At 37.6% G+C, this 18,310-nt stretch carries 13 protein-coding genes and 1 tRNA gene; 7 read left to right on the top strand and 7 right to left on the bottom strand.

Features of this window, described 5'->3' with window-relative positions; translation table 11 throughout:
* Positions 1–68: 68 nt before the first annotated feature.
* The 4 genes from GQR60_RS13455 to GQR60_RS13440 form a co-directional block, all read right to left on the bottom strand.
* Complete coding sequence (locus GQR60_RS13455; RefSeq protein ID WP_225441416.1) at positions 69–1,784, bottom strand: hypothetical protein; 1,716 nt, start codon at positions 1,782–1,784, stop codon at positions 69–71.
* Between the two features lie 161 nt (positions 1,785–1,945).
* Positions 1,946–3,277 (bottom strand): MFS transporter, encoded by a 1,332-nt coding sequence (locus tag GQR60_RS13450; protein WP_124993425.1) that lies wholly within the window; start codon positions 3,275–3,277, stop codon positions 1,946–1,948.
* A 3-nt stretch (positions 3,278–3,280) separates the two neighbouring features.
* Positions 3,281–4,327: a glycoside hydrolase family 130 protein gene (locus tag GQR60_RS13445; RefSeq protein ID WP_124993424.1), complete on the bottom strand. Its 1,047-nt coding sequence runs from the start codon at positions 4,325–4,327 to the stop codon at positions 3,281–3,283.
* 313 nt (positions 4,328–4,640) lie between these two features.
* Positions 4,641–5,441, bottom strand: coding sequence for a helix-turn-helix domain-containing protein (locus GQR60_RS13440; RefSeq protein ID WP_124993423.1), 801 nt, complete (start codon positions 5,439–5,441; stop codon positions 4,641–4,643).
* Between the two features lie 100 nt (positions 5,442–5,541).
* Between GQR60_RS13440 and GQR60_RS13435 the strand changes: the two genes are divergently transcribed.
* The 5 genes from GQR60_RS13435 to GQR60_RS13415 all read left to right on the top strand — a co-directional run bounded on the left by GQR60_RS13435 (position 5,542) and on the right by GQR60_RS13415 (position 12,724).
* Positions 5,542–6,876, top strand: coding sequence for a TolC family protein (locus GQR60_RS13435; RefSeq protein ID WP_124993422.1), 1,335 nt, complete (start codon positions 5,542–5,544; stop codon positions 6,874–6,876).
* The gene (locus tag GQR60_RS13430; RefSeq protein ID WP_124993421.1) at positions 6,876–7,937 is read left to right on the top strand and encodes an HlyD family secretion protein; all 1,062 of its coding nucleotides are present in this window, start codon (positions 6,876–6,878) and stop codon (positions 7,935–7,937) included. Before GQR60_RS13435 ends, GQR60_RS13430 begins: the two co-directional genes overlap by 1 nt.
* Before the next feature lie 3 nt (positions 7,938–7,940).
* Positions 7,941–9,542: an MFS transporter gene (locus GQR60_RS13425; protein ID WP_124993420.1), complete on the top strand. Its 1,602-nt coding sequence runs from the start codon at positions 7,941–7,943 to the stop codon at positions 9,540–9,542.
* Positions 9,543–10,165: 623 nt separating this feature from the next.
* Entirely contained in the window at positions 10,166–11,734 is a 1,569-nt protein-coding gene (locus tag GQR60_RS13420; RefSeq protein WP_124993419.1) for a rhomboid family intramembrane serine protease, read from the top strand.
* 342 nt (positions 11,735–12,076) lie between these two features.
* Positions 12,077–12,724 (top strand): helix-turn-helix domain-containing protein, encoded by a 648-nt coding sequence (locus tag GQR60_RS13415; RefSeq protein ID WP_124993418.1) that lies wholly within the window; start codon positions 12,077–12,079, stop codon positions 12,722–12,724.
* Positions 12,725–13,335: 611 nt separating this feature from the next.
* Here GQR60_RS13415 and GQR60_RS13410 read toward each other — a convergent pair.
* The 3 genes from GQR60_RS13410 to GQR60_RS13400 all read right to left on the bottom strand — a co-directional run bounded on the left by GQR60_RS13410 (position 13,336) and on the right by GQR60_RS13400 (position 15,082).
* On the bottom strand, positions 13,336–14,574 hold the full coding sequence (locus GQR60_RS13410) for a type II toxin-antitoxin system HipA family toxin (protein WP_124993417.1): 1,239 nt from the start codon (positions 14,572–14,574) through the stop codon (positions 13,336–13,338).
* A 3-nt stretch (positions 14,575–14,577) separates the two neighbouring features.
* Positions 14,578–14,856, bottom strand: a complete 279-nt coding sequence (locus GQR60_RS13405) for a helix-turn-helix domain-containing protein (protein WP_124993416.1) — start codon at positions 14,854–14,856, stop codon at positions 14,578–14,580.
* A gap of 144 nt (positions 14,857–15,000) precedes the next feature.
* A tRNA-Leu gene (locus GQR60_RS13400) sits at positions 15,001–15,082 on the bottom strand.
* Positions 15,083–15,453: 371 nt separating this feature from the next.
* Here GQR60_RS13400 and GQR60_RS13395 point away from each other — a divergent pair.
* A complete protein-coding gene (locus GQR60_RS13395; protein WP_124993415.1) occupies positions 15,454–16,446 on the top strand; it encodes a dihydroorotate dehydrogenase-like protein in 993 nt (330 codons plus the stop codon).
* 315 nt (positions 16,447–16,761) lie between these two features.
* A complete protein-coding gene (gene amaB / locus GQR60_RS13390) occupies positions 16,762–18,294 on the top strand; it encodes an L-piperidine-6-carboxylate dehydrogenase (RefSeq protein ID WP_124993414.1) in 1,533 nt (510 codons plus the stop codon).
* Positions 18,295–18,310: the final 16 nt, after the last annotated feature.

The following is an 18,310-nucleotide window of genomic DNA, read 5'->3' as shown; positions in this document are numbered from 1 at the left end:
CAATTCAACCAGATATTTATGTTGTCATTTTACCAATAGAACCGCCCATTTCAAAAAATAGTAGTTCCTTAATAAAAAGAGATAACAATTCCATTTGCCGTCACTTTCTCTTTTGATCGTTCTATTTTTGATCCCGCAGGAATTTCAACCACTACCATCGCTTTATTTCCTTCAATTGAAAAGCTTCCTTTGCCAAAAATCTTTTCAGCAACAAGCTTCCCGGAAATAATATCATACAGATCAATTCCTTGTTCTGAAGAATAGTCGATTTTCTTTACCTCATCGTAAGGATTGAAGTATAAATAAGTTGGATAGGATTCATTTTTATAGAAATCTGTCGCAAGACAATCCAATTGCAGAATCTTCTCCACATTTGTTTTCCTGATGATAGAACCAAAGATTCCGGCATGTGCCGATCCGTAAATACTAAACATGGATAGTTTTGGCTGGCTAACCACCCAATTTGGTCCATCGCCCAGTGCTACCGGCGAAACTCCTTTAAACTCCTCGGTGTTATAAGCATCAACCTTCTTTAATCCCTCGTAGGCGATTACATTACGGGTTATGCTTTTATTTTCAGGCAAATACTGATTTCTGTCCGGAATTTCGTAAGGATAGAACAAACGAGAGGAATTTGCTGCATTCAACATCCATTTCCCAATGGACCGGGCATATTCTTGATCGTATCGAACCATTGGTACCAGCGGCCAGGCCATGTCGAAGGTGTTCATTAAAAAACCGTAGCCACCATCCTGAGTCAGGCTTCCCTGTATGCCCGAAACATCATAATCTCCCCAACGATCTGCAATAATTCCCCAGCCGGTGCGGCCCTTTTCCGCAGTACATCCGTCGAAAGTCCAATCAAGTATTTTCGAAACATCGTAATTGGTTCCCTGTTCCGCATTTAAGCGGGCTGCCACATAAGCTCCAAAAGGCATCAGTACTTCGTAAAACCGACTTTCTTTTTGGCTCAACAAAGCCTCAATTGCTGATTTTGCACCTTCCAGATAACGTGGATCTCCAAATTTTTGATAAGCCGAGTACAGCACATAAGCATGTCCTGCTGCTGCATCCTGCTGATAAGGAATCTGATTTCGTTTCCCTTTCATCTCAGCATAGTCGAAATAGGAATAATCGTAATTTCCATTCAAGGTAGAATCGGCCTTAAAGAACTGCTCGGCAATGGTTTTCTGAATCGCATCTGCACCTTCTACATTAGGCTGTAATTCCGAAACGGCATAATACAGCACATTTGGAAAAACATCGTACCACCAGTCGCGGCCATATCCTCCACCTAAAAGTGCAACTTCCGGACAAGTATTGTTCATCATGATATTCCAACCATTATCGGTGTTGAAATAGTTCTGAACCATTTTCACAAAATTGTATCCCTTCTGATCCCGCTTGTCAATTCCCACTAATCCGGCACTCATCAAAGCGCCCAAAGAATTGATTGCTTCGTGAAATTCACCCTTATTTTTATTTGGTCCTTGTCTCACATCACCTATAACAGTGTACAAACCAAATGTTGTCTGTGGAAGATTTCTCTTTGCACTATCCAACCAAATAAAAGGCCGGAATTCGCCTGTGGCATCAAAATCGAATATTGCTTCGTCGAAATTCACTGCCTTTTCATGCCAGTCAAGCATCTTATATGGCTGCGGCTGATTAGGCATACTTTCTACACGACAAATCTGCAGCTCTTTTACAGCTGTTTGCGGTTGTGTCGTGCACGAAGCAAAAACGAAACAACATAGTATCCAAAATAAATAGTTACGATTCATGTGTTATAATTTATTTTTTTAGTTGTCATATGGAACTCCCAAATTACACTTATCCACCTGTTTGTAATAGTGTTACATAGTCGTTTCACCTGTTAATGGATTTGTATCTTTTATATTTTCAGAATTGACCTTAAATTATTTTTTTCTCAAAGCCTGCAAAGCTATTGAACCAAAGGTTCTACTACTAATTTATCATCTACATCTCTTAATCTTACGTCTTGGCCATTTGATTTGAATTCCTCTTTACTGGTATGTTTAATCACCATTTTGGCAACAGGAATAGAGATTAATTGCAGCAGTGCAATGATCAGTAAAGAATACTTAAGAGCGAACACCTCCGAAACGTAGTGTGTAAGCAACAAAAACATTACTAATCCGAAAACCCGTCCAACAAAAAGTCCAAATTCATGATTAAAAATGTAAGCAAATTCGTTTCGTTTCTCCTTTCGGGAAAGCACATCAATCACTCTCATCTGAATCGGAAAATAGGCAATATCGTGCAGGGGTCTGAATAATACCATCGCCAGCATAAACACCATTGCACCTGTTGCCGAAAACATAATTGCATTGGCCATTGTGCCTGCAACAAAAATGAGCAAACCCACTGCAAATATGTAAATGCGGTGTTCCGGTTTGGAAAATCGTCCCAGCAGATACAATACTATTGCCGTAACAATTCCACTTATAGCCTGAATTGTTCCCAAAGATCCTTCGTCACCAATTAAATACATGATCAGAATAGCCGGTGCTGTCACCAAATATCCTTGTGCAAGTCCTTTTAGTCCGGCTAAAAATAACATTTTGTGCCATAATCGGTCGAAGTGGAAATGCAGAAATTTCTTTTGCTTCGGATTTTTAAATTTTTCCCTGTGGATTACAATGGATGAAATAATCGTTAGAATGAATACGCAAAGCGTAATAACCTGATAAGCTCTGTGTTCGCCAAACCAACCCAATGTTTTTGACGATATAATAAACCATCCAACAATTAAAGGAATTATAATTGATGTTATTGTAAAAAAGAAGGTTTCCAAACCGTAATAGTAATTCCGGTTTTTATCATTTGTAGTATCCAAAGCCAAAAAATCACGGTTGGCCCAGAAAAACCCAAAAGATGCACCCATTATTAATCCGGAAAAAACAACTCCTGCAAAATTAAGATGATCAAGCGTCATCATAAACAACATGGAGATACCACTTAAAAGCATTCCAAAACTATATAGATTGGCTATTTTGATCTTTTTCAAGAGAAAACCATTAATAAAAAAGGTAAGCGGTATTCCGGTATAAATAGCCAGCTGATAGTAGGCTACCAATGTAAAATCGTTATTGGTGAAACGCATGATATAGGCGCTTACAAAAATATCGACCACCGGAAGCACGAAGGCATAAATCATGTTGGTAATCAACAAAACCCTCATATCTCTTGGGTTACTGAGGAAAAAATAATACTCTGAGAGTGCTTTTTTCAATATTTTGGTAATAGCAGCCATAAATTAATAGTTTAACGATTGTAAAATTTCACTGATAGAGAATTCGGCCCCACAAATCACTTCATCCGAAGCTCCGTAATAAATTGTAATCGTATCGCCGCTAACGATATGCCCATTGGTAAAAACCACATTGCCAAAAAATCCGGTTTTCTCATATTCCATAATGGGTTCCATAATGGGCTCCTCGCTTCGGGCAAGTACTATCGAGGGATCATTTAAATCCAATAGTAATGCACCCAAACAATACCTGTGTTCCTTTGTTGCTCCGTGGTATATTTCCAGCCAGCCCTTTTCAGTTCTAATGGGCGATGCTCCTGCTCCAAGCCGGGCACTGTCCCATTTTCCGGCGCGTGTTTTTGCCAGCAATTTGTGATTCCCCCAATGAATACGATCGGGCGATTCAGCAATCCAAATGTAATTCCCGCCCAATTCGGGACTACTCGGACGGTGAAGTGCATAATATTTACCGTTAATCTGTTCTTCGAAAATGGCACAATCCTTATTGTGTGGCGGGAAGATCATTCCGCAACGATCAAACTGTTTCCAATCCTTAGTCTGAATATATCCAACTCCAACCCCATGGGCAGAAACCTTTGTATAAGTCAAATGATATCCATCATCCATGGTTGCAACCCTGCAATCTTCTATTCCGAAAGTTTCCTGAGAACCAACTCCCATAATTGGAGCGTAACCTTCAGGCTCCGCGAAATTAATCTGGTCGTCACTGCAAACCAACCGAAGATGTGAAAGAGTAGTTAGGTAATACTCCCCTTTATAAATCACGATCCTGGGATCGGACAAATCCAGATCGGCATCGTTTTCGTCGAAGCATAAAATTTCAACGACTCCCTCTTTATTATAAACAGGAAAACTAATTTTACCCTCTACCTGCTGAGGTCGTTCTGCAACCCGAAGCAATAACCAGGTTTTATTGTTGCAGCGAAACACACCCGGGTTTAACAAGCATTCAATTTCCATTCCTACCATACTTGGCAGGATGTTTTTTGGTGAGAGTAAAGGGTTTTGCTCAAATCTCTTTGCGATATCCATAGTTCTATTCTTTTTCTACTGCAAAGAACGACCATTTCTCAATACATGTAGTTAACTATACTGCCACTTCTGTGTGTTATAACCTTAAAGTAAGCACATTGGAAGCATACCACACAGAATTGAAGCTATTGTGTACACACTATTGCCGGTTAGAAGCTTTTGCCAACAATTTAATTTCTGAAAAACAGATTATTAATGCCATCCGGGGAAAACGTAGATGAGTAATTGTATAGCAAATTTGTAATTAAGCCAACTGATATCTTAGACTTCGGACAATTGAGACCTGAGTCCCTTAAACAGAAATCAAAACGATTTACAATAAACTTTGCTTTCTAAATTCAGCAGGTGATTTGTGAACAACCTGCTGAAAGGTATAGCTAAAGGCAGAAAGACTATTGTAACCACTCTTGTAAGCGATCTCACTTATTGAAAGATCTGTTTGAAGCAATTGCTCCATACTTTTAATGATTCTGACAAGCTTCACATATTGCAGAAATGAGATATCCATATTTTTCTGAAACAAACGGGATAGTGTTCTGGAACTGCAGCCAAATTTTTCGGCAACATGATCCAGATTCAAAGGCTGATCGATATTCTGGTGAATGTATTTAAACACTCTCCTTAAATTTTCGTTTTTAGTAGTTGGAAGCACTACAGGCAAAGGAGTGGTGGATACATCTAAAACAATATTTTTTAAAGCGATCAGAAATTCATATTTAAAAACACTGTCCTTGCCAATTTCTTCCTGCCAATTTACAGTATAATAAATCATTTCCATCAACAAATTTGTTACAGGATAAATACCCTCCCGCTCCCTTACCTGATGATCTTCGGGAAATAAATTTCTTGGAAAATAAATGTTATGCACCATTTTCACCGAGGTGCGTGAAACAACGTTATGCTCTATTCCCGCAGGGATCCACAGGAAATGACGCGCAGGAAGAAAATACGACTTATCGGGCGTATTCAAAAACGCAACACCACCTTCCACATAGCACATCTGATGTTTGTTGTGACTGTGCATGGGGAGTTTTTCCTCGATTTTTGAATGCAGCACGTAAAACACATCCTCATTCCTGTTAACATCTTTAATAAAAGAATCAATTACCGACATAAACACAATTTTAAGTGGCCTAAATTATAAAACAATTGTCCAATTTTCGAAAACATGCCTAAATATTAAACGGGATATTTGCAAAATGAAATTTTTGAAAATGAATCGTAAATCAAAAAATGCAATTGCATTCATCCTCATACTACTAAGCTGCCACTGCATAACTAATGCTCAGGAGAGTGTATCGATAAGTTTGCAGGAAGCCTGGCAAAGAGCAAATACCTTTAGTAAAGAATTGCAGTTAAGAAAAATTGACACAAAAATAAGCGAAGAAAAAATTCTGGATGCAAAGAACAAATGGCTGCCTGAATTCGGTGCAGATGCGAGCTACGGCAAACTCGCCAACATTCCCATTTTTGAAAATGGAATTTTAAAAAGCCCTGAATATATTCCACTGGAAGACCATAGTGTTTATGATGCAGGGATTGAAGCTTATTTTAATTTGTACAATGGGCATAAAACTAAAATTCGGGTGAAGCAGGCAGAAACCAAACAGGCTTTACTGCATTACCTGGAAGAAGCAGGCTTTTCGGATATCCACTACAAAGTAGCCCAAGACTATTTGGGGATACAAGCTTCGCTGGCCTTTAAAAATCTGATTGAACGAAATATCTACAAAAATAAAAAACGGCTAAATCAGATTACAAAACTATACCAGAACGGAGTAGTTTTAAAAAGCGATTTATTAAGGTCTCAATTGCAGCTTTCCCGGCAAAAAACGAACCTTCTTAAAATAGAAAACAATCTGGAACTATCTACGCAGCAATTGAATATTCTAATTGGCTTTGACGATGATCAAGCCATTGAACCCACTGACAGTATTGCAATTGGTTCTGAATATATTAAGACCGAACTGCTGTATCAGGATTACTTAGGGCAGGCAATACAGTTATCTCCACTTGAAAAAATTGCCCGGGCTCAAATTACAATGATGCAGCTTTACGAAAAAGATGTAAAAGCTGAAAAGCTTCCTAAAATCGGTTTTTTTGGAGAATACACCTATTCGTACCCGCAGATTAAATTGTATCCTTACTCAAATTCGCCCTATTTAATGGGCGTTGCAGGAATCAAAGTTTCGTACAACATCTCGGCTTTGTATCATGACAAACACAAAGAAAGGGCAGCTTCTATATCGATAAGAAAACAAGAGCTGGCGCAGAAACAGACCGAAGATCAGCTTCGCATAGATGTAAGAACAGCCTACAAAAGGTTTCACGAAAATTTAAAGGAAATAGAAACCGCAAAAATGAACATTCAACAGGCCGAAGAAAATTACAGAATTGTCAATCAAACCTATTTCAACCAATTGGCTCTGCTCACCGATTTACTGACTGCGGATACCCAGTTGCTGCAAGCCAAATTTGAATTGGTGAACAGTCAGGTTTCGGCCAAATTACATTACTATCAATTACTTAAAATAACGGGGCAACTATAATGAGCAATAAATTAAAGAAGTACGAAAAAATAGACCGTGCAGCTGTAAAAATAACCTACGGAGCAGCAGTAAGCATTTTAGCCGCCTTACTCGTTTGGGGACTGTTTTTAATGGTGAATTTTTGGAAATACGAAGAAACCAACGATGCACAGGTAAAAGAGTATATCAATCCTATTTTAAGCCGTGCCGCCGGTTACGTGCAGGAAATCAGATTTAATGATCATCAAAAAATCCAGAAAGGAGATACCTTACTTGTTCTGGATATTGAAGAAGCCAATGTAAAGCTGCTCGAAGCCAAGGCTGCCCTAACAACTGCCAAGGCTCGTTTAAAAGTACTGCAAAGCAATGTGAAGACCTCATCAGGCAGTTCCAGTATCAGTCATGCAAAAATTAGTGCTGCCAAAGCCCAACTATGGCAGCAACAGCAAGAGTTTGCACGTTATCAGAAACTACAGGAAGGCGAAGCTGTTACCCAACAGCAATTTGAGAATGTAAAAACAAAATTGGAAGTGGCCGAATCGAATTACCAGGCCATTCAAAACTCCTTTAGCGTATCGCAAGACAAAACTCAGGATGTTACCGCTGAAGTTGCGGTAGCTAAAGCCAATATCGAACAGAAAAAAGCAGCTCTGGAACGCATTAATCTAGAGATTAAATATGCCGTAATTACCGCACCTTCTGATGGAACCATGGGAAACAAAAGCCTTCAGCAAGGACAATACATTCAGAAAGGACAAACCATTGGTTTTATGGTGGATAAAAAACAAGGCAAATGGATTGTGGCCAATTTTGAAGAAACACAAATCGCGAAAATGAAAGAGGGACAGGAAGCCAAAATTACGATAGATGCTTTTCCGAACAAATCGTTTCATGGAAAAATAGAATCGTTCTCTCCTGCCACCGGATCCCAGTTTTCATTGCTTCCGACCGATAACGCAACCGGAAATTTCGTAAAAATTACGCAGCGGTTCCCTGTGCGCATTCAGTTCACCGATAATGATGCTTTGCTGGAAAAACTACGTGCCGGTATGAATGCTGAAGTATCAATACCCAAGAAATAGGCTATGCCAAACGCAAATAACAAACTCATTTTTAAAAACCGGGTACCTTACTGGTTGGTATTGTTTACCATTTTTATAAGCCTAATGCCCATTGCCTTGGTATTGGGAATCTATCTGAGCGGAGCATCCAGCGCAGCAAGTTACTACGGCGTTGACATTATCGATGTTAAATATTCCACGGTAGTTTACTACCTTGCCATTGCCGCTTCATTTCCTCTCGAGGCCAAATTTTTCAACTACTTTTCGTCCAAACCCTATTTAATAGGCTGCAGCATTATCTACGCAGCAATCAACCTTATTCTATACAACAGTCATAGCTTTGCTTTGCTATTGGTGCTCCGATTTGCCGGCGGCATGCTTTCGCTGGGCTTTATTGGCATGATATTCTCGCTGGTTTTTAAGCAATTTCAGGCACAACGCAGCCGGATTTTAGGCTATGCAACCATGTATGCGGCCTTATTTTCCAGTGCTCCTATTGCCCAATTATTAGACGCATTCATATTTACCAAATACGACTTTAACAGCATTTTTCTATTTAAAATTTATAGTGCCTTACCCGGAATTATATTGCTTTGCTGCATTCTTAAAAAAGGCACAGATTTAAGGCGCGATGGAAAAATCCCCTTAAAATTAATTCGCTGGGAGAGCTTTGTTCTTTATGCATCATCCCTGTTATTGGCAGCCTATATTTTACTGTATGGGCAATATTACCATTGGTTTAGCAGCATACGGATTACGGTTTGCACAATTGTTCTGGTATTTTTTATGTGCTTGTTTTTCCTCCGGCAATTTAAACTCGAAGAACCCTATATCGATTTAAAGATTTACAAGTCGCGAAATTTTCGAATAGGCATGTTGCTGTTGGTGCTGTTTTACTTTAGCAAAGGCGACATGAATTTGCTCAATGGATTCTTTTCCAACAGTGTTCATTTAGATATGTATCACAAGGGCTATATCATGCTGATTAATGCTGCAGGTATTGCCTCAGGATCGCTTATATCTGCCCGGTTTATTTTAGCCGGACGAAAAATACGGCTGATCTGGATGACTGGTTTTGGCGCGCTGTTGGCTTATCATGTTTATATTCTTTGCATTTTAAGCAATCAGGCTGAGATCGCAGATTTACTCATTCCCCTGTTTTTACAAGGATTTGGGAATGGAACTCTGATCATCTCTATTGTGATTTTCTATGTGACTTCAGTTCCTGCCGAAATAGCTTTTTCGGCTTCGGTTACGGGAGTAGCTTTTCGCGCCGTTACCTTTACCGCCAGCATGGCCTTAACTTCCTACATGGGTCTGCACTTTCAAAAAATTCATTACCAAAGTGCAGCCCACGAAATTACTTCGCTCAATCCGTATGCTGTACAACGCATCGGTCAGTACAAACAAGCATTACTCAATGGCGGAGCAACTATCCCTCAGAGCAATGCCGGTGCCATTAAACTTTTGGGAAAAGCAGTCGCAAATCAAAACAATCTCTTATTTGTCAGAGATTATTATTTATACATGAGTGCCTTCATCCTGCTTATCATCATGGGAATCGCTTTAATTCCTCATTTTCAGTATCACATTAAAAAAATTGGAGCCAAACTAATCCCAATGTAAACACAACAACGGTTCAATTCTAAAATAGAAACTGCAATAGCCTGAAAAATTGATTTTTTGCTCAATGCCTAAATAGGTAAAGCAAAAAATGATATTTCGAAAAAACTAAATGGGTAAAACAAAAAACTAAATTCTGAATCATCACGAAATACTAACTTTTACAAAATGTGACCAATGACATTGATTAAAAAGATCAACCCGAGTAGTCGAAATATCAGCATTAGCTTCATCATTCCGTTTAATTTACTGCGTTGGTTTATTTTCCAAGCGAACCAGAAATTTCAATCAAATTGATTTGTTTTGCTGTCAGAAATATCGTTTAAGCAGGATAAACGAACGGAATAGAAGCGGGATAAGTGATCGGGATAAAGATTTCTTTAAATTGAGATTTCCATATCGGAAAGTTGACAGATTTGACAGTATGAATCTTAATTAAAAATTGATAATTTAGTAAAAGTATTAGTACCATTTTATTGATGGCTTTCAAGTTTGAAAACATAATATGTGTATATTACTGCCCAATATAGGTCGGTAAATACACTTTTACAACAAATATAAACGAAATAAAGCCCATTACTTTATTTAGAAGTTAGCTTGCATTAAAAAAACATCCCCTGCAATAAATGAACGATATAAAGATTAAACTAAGACATATTTACATTCCATATTTGCTGATTGCAATTGGTACCATTTCAATTTATTCGACACTTAGATGGCTACTCGATTTTAAGTTAGGGATTTTGAACTTAAAACAGATGATGCTTGATTATTGGATTCCTATAGGTTTTGCAATAATTCCGATGATAATCTGGTTTCGTAAAAATGTTAGGATTATTAATATTAATGGAAAGAGAGAAAATGGATACTTTTTATATCAGCTTATTGCAACAATAACCATCGTTATTCCGACAATAATTGCTCAAGAATATCTGAAAGCATCTGCATGTGAACTCCATGAAATTGTAAGTGTAAATGAAATATCTGAAGCAAAAAAAACTGATTGTTATAAAATCGAAGACTTCAATGTGATAAAACAATATGCGGGACTATATCGCACATCTAGAACTAGTGGGAGACACAATGAAAACTTAAATTTCACAAATTATTTTGTTGTACCTATAGTCGATAAAACATTTGATTTAAACCAAACCAATCAGAAATTTTGGTTTGGATTCAAGTTTACCAACAGAATGAGTAATCATGCAAGTGATTCAGAGAAAGATAGACGATGGAAAGAATTCTATAACGAAAGTGTAAATGATTTTGAACGATATAATTACTCGGATTTTAAATATTTAAAAGTCTTGGGAAATTCGGATGACAAAGATGGTTACATTTCTGCAATTCTTAATCGACAAACAAATTTAGATAAATCCAATGTTGTAATACTTGAACCTGAGAAAAAAGCTTTTGAGGAGAGATTTGGTAAAAAACTCGCTTGGATTTTTGGTTCTTTTGGAATAGGTGCATTCATTTTTCTTTTAATGTCAATAATTCCAACCTTAAACAAAGCGGAATTTAAAAGATTTTTAAACAAAAAGCCATTAAAAGATGATGAGTTAAAAGATATTCTAAGGTTTTTAATTCCTCGTGGAGAGCATTTTACAACTGCAATTCTTATTGATTTAAATCTCATTGTATTTGTTTTAATGGTTTTTTCTGGGTTAAATATTATTTCACCAACACCTAAAGAACTTCTTGAACTTGGCGCAAATAGACGACTTGAAGTTTTAAATGGAGAATATTGGAGACTTTTCACTTCAATGTTTTTACACGGTGGATTAATGCACATTATGATGAATCTTTTTGGAATCGGTGCTACTTGTGCATTGATTGAACCAATTCTTGGAAAATGGAAAACATTAATAGCATATTTATTATCAGGTATAGGAGCTAGTTTGATAAGCATTTATTGGCACGAGCATACGATTAGTGTTGGAGCAAGTGGAGCAATTTTCGGAATGATGGGTGTAATGATTGCACTATTAGTTACTAAAACAGATAGAGGTTTTAGTGGACTTTATTATATAATTTTGGGTTTGTATGGCGGTGTGAGCTTACTTTTTGGATTACTAGGCGGAATTGATAATGCTGCTCATATTGGAGGACTTTTAAGCGGATTTATAATTGGATTATTAATAATATTAACAGATTGGAAAAAAATAACGCAAGCTAACACGCGGTATAGTTAATAAAGGGTTTCAGTGGTTTTCGAGGCGTAGTAACCCGTGCCAAATTTTACTTTAACTTGATAGGTAAAAAGTTAGCAATCCCTTACTAACTATACCGCCAACCATTAGCTACAATTTCCCCCTATAAACCTATGGAATTGTTTTTAAATCAAGTTAATCAATATCTCTCCTTCTAATGCTTTGATATAGTAGGTAATACAGATTGTAATTCTTGACATTAGTTAGAATTAAGATTCAAAAGATCTTACCAATAAAGAAATGTCGTATAAATGCCGTTACAATACCGCTATTAAACTAATGGAATAGTGATTATAATTACATCAAAATTTTAACTGAATTAGTATGACAGAAATTGGAAAAAGAATAAAAGAAATAAGAATAAAAAGAGGTTTAACCCAAGAAGATTTGGCGGAATCAGCTAAAATAAATTTAAGGACAATTCAACGAATTGAAAAAAATGACACTACGCCAAGAGGAAAAACGCTTAAATTAATTTTTGAAGTATTAAACATTGAGGTAATTGAAATAGAAAAAGAAAAGAGACTAATTAACAAACAGCTGATCTGGTCAGCATTCTTCACATTATTAATACTTATCAGCACTTTTCTTGCTTGGTTTAAAGTTAAATATGAAGTTCCAATGGAATGGACTGGAGAAAAAATGTTCTCAATAGCAACATCAACGGGCTGGGATGGAAACATAAATTTCATCGGCTTCGATTTCCAAAATTGGTTTCTAAGTATAAGTTCACTTACTATTGGATTAATTGTCTTGAGCCATTCTCTTGGTTTAATTGAAAACAAGATAAAATATATCTCACTCCAGTTGGTTTGCGTATTCTTATACCTCATTGCTTTAGTTGGTGAAAAAATAGATATATTTAGACCTGGTTTATTTATTGTTATAGTTGCGACTATTTTTCTAGTAATAATATATAGAAAAAAGAAAGAAACTGTAGCTAACAAAAGTAACCGTTGCACGACCAACTAATATTTCAAAACAGATATAATTAAAGCTCTAAAATCATGTGAATTCATATGATTTTAGAGCTTCCTTTTTTAGGTTAAAAATCCAGAGATTTTAAATTATTGAGAGCTTAAAATGGAGTTAAATACGCCAAATAACATTCTAAAAACAGAAAAACAGGTAATGGCTTCATTTACCATTATCTCAGTCTTTTTATTAACAAATTTCAGCAGTTTTTTCAGATTATAGGCCGTCAGACTGTCTAAAAAGTAAAACTTGATAGCAAGTTATTTAGATTAATCAGAGAGATTGCCGTAAAACCCAATATTCTATGAATATTTATAAGGGGGGCAAATAAGGGTATATCCAAATAACAAAAGCCAGTAAGACAACTAGCTGTCAATTATTAGAATATTTAAAATTGGATTCTTTTGGGACTATACCCTAAATCCTCGTTGGCTTTTCTTGCGAGGATTTGTTTTATAGGTGAAATATTTCTGAGAAGTCTTATCACTTTAATTTTGGAAATAGAGACCTACATAATTCTTTTGAAAAGGTGAAAAAACACATTTAAACTACTGTTCAAAGCTAAACCTTCATAATTTTCAATTGCAATAGTTTTCTTTCAAAATAAATTAATTCCCAAGTGTATTCAGCTTGTTAAAAGTCTTTTCAATTTCTGAAATTACCGGTTTTGAGATGCCACAATCCTGAGCTATATACTTCCACTTCGAAAGGGCTTCTTTTACCTGCTCAATTATTAATTCCGGTTTCTTAATTCCAAAATGATCTGCCAATTTCAGCAAGTGTTTTTCGCCGGGATTCCTGCTCTCTCCTGCCACTAGGGTACTGTGTATGCCATAAGCCGAAGTAGAGAATGTAAGATCGTAGGCAGGTGCCATTTTCCAGTTTCCTTTGCCATCCATTAAAAAGGAGAAGTTTTTACTGTGATCATCCCGGTTGTGGGCAAACACATTAAATGCAGCAAGCCGAAGAACTTTTTCATAGGCATTTACATGCTTTTCGAGTCGAAATGCACAATCCATCAAATGACCGTAATCCATTGTGCTCATTCTAAAATTATCGTGCATTAAACCACTGGCAGTATGCACATGAAGTCTGCCCGTTTCTGTTCTGTCGAAACGCTTGGTACCAAAGTAGGTTTGATCTGTTTTGCCATGAAACAATTGACATTCACTCATTTCTATTCCTGCTTTCAGAGCCATTTGATAGTAAGCATATTCAATTTTGGCAATTTCCTGATTATCCTGAGATGATGGGAATTTAATCAACCATTCTTCAAAACCATCCTGCATTTGATCATATCCATGAACCAGTTCGTTGTTTTGTTTATTGAAGCCTACTAAAATTTTAGGACGGGCTCCACCTGAAGATCCTCCCAAAGTGAAAAGCTCTTCTATCATCTCTGTACTCTCCCCTTTTAGAACATGCTTCATCTCCTGAGCAATTGTATCCAATTCCAATTGCTTATCAAAATCATGTTTACCTTCCTGTTGTGGCTGATAACACAAAGCTCCCAATCCGGTCTTGCCCACATAAGCCAATCGATCCAAAGGTGTTAATCCATAAATATCAATTTCCTTGGAACTTAAACTTCGATCTAAGAGCAATCTGCCCCAACCATCGGGTAATGAATCGTTAAAAACTCCGTAAAGCCCTTCAAATGGTTCTTTTTCAGCATTGCTTATTTCTCCGGTAAATGGAAGTTTTAGAGGTGAAATATTTAATCCTGTCTTTAAAAACTCCTGATGATATCGAAAATAAATCTGTCTGTTATTCACAACCAGCTCTCCCACCTCATAAGTTTTCCCTTCCAACTTAAGAGAGACCAATATGTTTCTTGTCTCTTCCATTGTCTAAACTTTTGAAGTAAATAAATTCTCAATACCTGATTGATCTTCCTGAGCTTGAAACACATTTTCAAAATCTTGAAGACGATTCATTAGATGAGCCAATTTTAAAAGTGATTCCAATGAAATTTTCCCAGTGTTTTCAAAACGCTTCAGGCTTCCTAATGACACTCCTGAACGTTCAGCCATCTCAATCTGAGAAAGTTTTAAATGTTTGCGCAAAATCTTATGGCGTTCTGCCAAGGCTCTGCTAATGTCTGATGGTGTTGTTGAGAGTGAATACATATAGTTAATATTTTAGCTAAAAATACACATTTTAAGCATAAATAGCTAATATATTAATCCACAACTTAATTGGATGTAGAAATAAAATTGATCCATTTTTTGCCATAAAAAAATCCTTCCGAAAATATCGAAAGGATCATTTTGTACCCAGGGCCGGGATCGAACCGGCACGGGTTGCCCCACTGGTGTTTGAGACCAGCGCGTCTACCAATTCCGCCACCTGGGCATTGCTTTTGAATGCGATGCAAATATAGATGTTTGTTTCAATCCAGCAAAACAAAAGCGGTCTTTTTTTTCAAAAAAAACTCACCCCTGAGATCTCTGCAAAACGGGCAAACATCAGATGTGCTGAGCTTCATTTAATTATCTCAAATAAACTCCTGCTGTTTTATTTCCTCCGGCAACAACATCGAAGAACAAAAGTGGGTTAATATTGAAAAAAAAATGCAATTCTCACTTTGCACGCAAAATCAACTTGGTAATTCACATCAGGATTCTCTATATTAGCATAAAGATTATTGATTTGTTATAATCTGTTTGCAAAACTACATTTGAGTAAACAAAATCAACACAAAACATAAACTAAAATTTTCTGACATGCCAAACTTAGCCACCAATTATCTTGGATTGGATTTAAACAGTCCTATCATAGCTGCAAGTTCGGGTCTCACCGACTCTATTGAGAAATTAATTGAATTGGAAGTTCATGGCGCCGGAGCTATCGTTCTAAAATCCCTTTTCGAGGAAGAAATAATCATGGAAATGGATGAGAAAATACTTGCCATGACCAGTCGTCCGTATGTATATCCTGAAACTTTCGACTATATGGATGAAGATCCTCAGGAAGATACCGTTCGTAAATACCTAAGACTTATAAAAGAAGCCAAAGCAGCCGTTTCTGTTCCAATTATTGCGAGCATAAACTGTGTAAGTGCTCAAAAATGGACTTATTTTGCCCGGGAAATTGAAAAAGCCGGTGCCGATGCTTTGGAAATCAACTTATTTGTTCTTCCTACGGATATGAACAGAACCGGTGATGAAAACGAGCAGATTTACTACGATGTTCTTAAAACTGTAAAAGATCAGGTTGCCTTGCCTATTGCCTTAAAAATAAGCCCGTATCATTCCAATCTGTCCAATTTAATCAAACGGCTTGATGATATGAATGTGGATGGAATTGTAATGTTCAATCGCTTTTACAGTCCTGATTTCGACATTACAGATTTAAGTGTAACCAATGGCCAAATTTTATCTGGACCTGATGATTACAAGAACTCTTTACGATGGACAGGAATCATGTCGGAACGGGTAAAATGCTCCATTGCCGGCACAACAGGAATTCACACATCCGAAAGCATTATAAAACACCTGCTTGCCGGTGCCGATACCGTTCAATTGGCCTCTGTACTATACAAAAACGGCCCCGAATACATCGATGTTCTATCGAAAGAAATTTATGCATGGATGGAAGAACATGGATTTAAGAGCATTCGTGATTTTAAAGGCAAAATGAGTCAGTCTAAATCCAATGATCCGGCGGCTTTCGAAAGAGTACAATTCATGAAACAATTCAGAAACTTCGTGATGTAAAATGTAATTTCTCAAATTATAATTATCAAAATCATCAGAACCCGAATCACAGACGATTCGGGTTTATTTTTGCTTTACAAACAGTCATTCATATGATTATAATTGTATGTTTTTGCCATATGGAACTTACCCTGCTGAGAATAATCATCTCCCTGTGTGTCAAAATGACTTTGGCATGGACGTTTCATATGATATAAATCATAGGGAAAATGCCTTACAATCATTATCTTGTGAATTGCGAATTTAAAAAATTGAATGCTAACCCCTTTTTGGTGGATATCCGCACTTCCGCCAAAAGACAAATCATACGAAAATATGAAAGATTTTGGAGTTCAGGAAACACTAAAACACCTTGGCATTGATCCAATTAACGAAGGAGTTTCAACAGGTACGAATTGGTTCGATTGCAACGGGGCCGTAACCGAATCGGTTTCACCCATTGATGGATCTGTAATCGCAAAAGTGAAAAATGCCAATGCCGCTGATTACGAAAAAGTGCTGGAAACTGCTCAGGAAGCATTTAAAGTGTGGCGAAAAATACCGGCTCCAAAACGAGGCGAAATAGTTCGTCAGATTGGCAATTCGCTCCGCGAGGCAAAAGATGATCTGGGGAAATTGGTTAGCCTCGAAATGGGGAAAATTTATCAGGAAGGATTAGGCGAAGTTCAGGAAATGATTGATATCTGCGATTTTGCAGTGGGCCAGTCAAGAATGCTTTACGGATTTACCATGCATTCCGAGCGTCCGGATCATAAAATGATGGATCAGTACCATCCGCTGGGAATTGTGGGTGTAATTTCTGCTTTCAACTTTCCGGTTGCTGTTTGGGCATGGAACGCGATGCTGGCAGCGGTTTGCGGCGATGTGATTATCTGGAAACCCAGCTCGAAAGTACCTCTGTGTGCTCTGGCTTGTCACAACATCATTCAAAAAGTACTAAAAGACAACAATGTACCCGAAGGTGTTTTCAACTTGGTAGTTGCAAAATCATCAGTAATGGGTGATAATTTTATAGAAGACAAACGTGTTCCGTTAATTTCCGTTACCGGATCAACAGCCATAGGCAAACGGGTTGCCGAAAAAGTGGGGGCCCGTTTGGGAAGAACAATTGCCGAATTGGGTGGCAACAACGCAATAATAATGGCTCCTTCGGCCGATTTAGACATGGCCATTCCGGGAATTGTATTCGGATCGGTTGGTACTGCCGGACAAAGATGCACTTCTACCCGACGTCTGATTATCCACGAAAGTATTTACGAGGATGTGAAAACCCGTTTGCTGCATGCATACAAACAGGTGGAAGGTAAAATTGGCAATCCGTTGGATGAAAAAACATTGGTTGGCCCCGTAATTGACAGCGGTGCCGTAGAAGTATACAAACATGCCATTGCTGAAGTAAAAAAGGCAGGCGGTAAAATTGTTTACGGCGATAAAGTACTGGATGGTAATTTTGTGGTTCCTACCTTCTGCGAGGTTGAAAATCACTGGCAAATTGTTCAGGATGAATCATTTGTTCCGGTCCTGTACATCATGAAATACAAAACCCTCGACGAAGCCATTCATTTGCACAATGATGTGCCACAAGGTTTATCCTCATCGATTTTCACCATGAACATGCGCGAAGCTCAAACCTTTATTTCTGCTATTGGAAGCGATTGTGGAATTGCCAATGTAAACATCGGAACATCAGGAGCTGAAATTGGCGGTGCTTTTGGTGGCGAAAAGGAAACCGGCGGCGGACGTGAATCAGGTTCCGATTCCTGGAAAACATATATGAGAAGACAAACGAATACCATAAACTATGGCGTAGACCTGCCATTGGCGCAAGGAATTAAGTTCGATTTTTAGACACAACACACCAAAC

The organism is Labilibaculum euxinicum (assembly GCF_009795715.1).
Taxonomy (GTDB): domain Bacteria; phylum Bacteroidota; class Bacteroidia; order Bacteroidales; family Marinifilaceae; genus Labilibaculum; species Labilibaculum euxinus.
This window is presented reverse-complemented; position numbering and strand designations above follow the sequence as displayed.

Bases quoted from the DNA above. Each gene is read 5' to 3' on its own strand.
- GQR60_RS13455 (WP_225441416.1), bottom strand. From the start codon at position 1,784: ATGAATCGTAACTATTTATTTTGGATACTATGTTGTTTCGTTTTTGCT.
- GQR60_RS13450 (WP_124993425.1), bottom strand. From the start codon at position 3,277: ATGGCTGCTATTACCAAAATATTGAAAAAAGCACTCTCAGAGTATTAT.
- GQR60_RS13445 (WP_124993424.1), bottom strand. From the start codon at position 4,327: ATGGATATCGCAAAGAGATTTGAGCAAAACCCTTTACTCTCACCAAAA.
- GQR60_RS13440 (WP_124993423.1), bottom strand. From the start codon at position 5,441: ATGTCGGTAATTGATTCTTTTATTAAAGATGTTAACAGGAATGAGGAT.
- GQR60_RS13435 (WP_124993422.1), top strand. From the start codon at position 5,542: ATGAATCGTAAATCAAAAAATGCAATTGCATTCATCCTCATACTACTA.
- GQR60_RS13430 (WP_124993421.1), top strand. From the start codon at position 6,876: ATGAGCAATAAATTAAAGAAGTACGAAAAAATAGACCGTGCAGCTGTA.
- GQR60_RS13425 (WP_124993420.1), top strand. From the start codon at position 7,941: ATGCCAAACGCAAATAACAAACTCATTTTTAAAAACCGGGTACCTTAC.
- GQR60_RS13420 (WP_124993419.1), top strand. From the start codon at position 10,166: ATGAACGATATAAAGATTAAACTAAGACATATTTACATTCCATATTTG.
- GQR60_RS13415 (WP_124993418.1), top strand. From the start codon at position 12,077: ATGACAGAAATTGGAAAAAGAATAAAAGAAATAAGAATAAAAAGAGGT.
- GQR60_RS13410 (WP_124993417.1), bottom strand. From the start codon at position 14,574: ATGGAAGAGACAAGAAACATATTGGTCTCTCTTAAGTTGGAAGGGAAA.
- GQR60_RS13405 (WP_124993416.1), bottom strand. From the start codon at position 14,856: ATGTATTCACTCTCAACAACACCATCAGACATTAGCAGAGCCTTGGCA.
- GQR60_RS13395 (WP_124993415.1), top strand. From the start codon at position 15,454: ATGCCAAACTTAGCCACCAATTATCTTGGATTGGATTTAAACAGTCCT.
- amaB (WP_124993414.1), top strand. From the start codon at position 16,762: ATGAAAGATTTTGGAGTTCAGGAAACACTAAAACACCTTGGCATTGAT.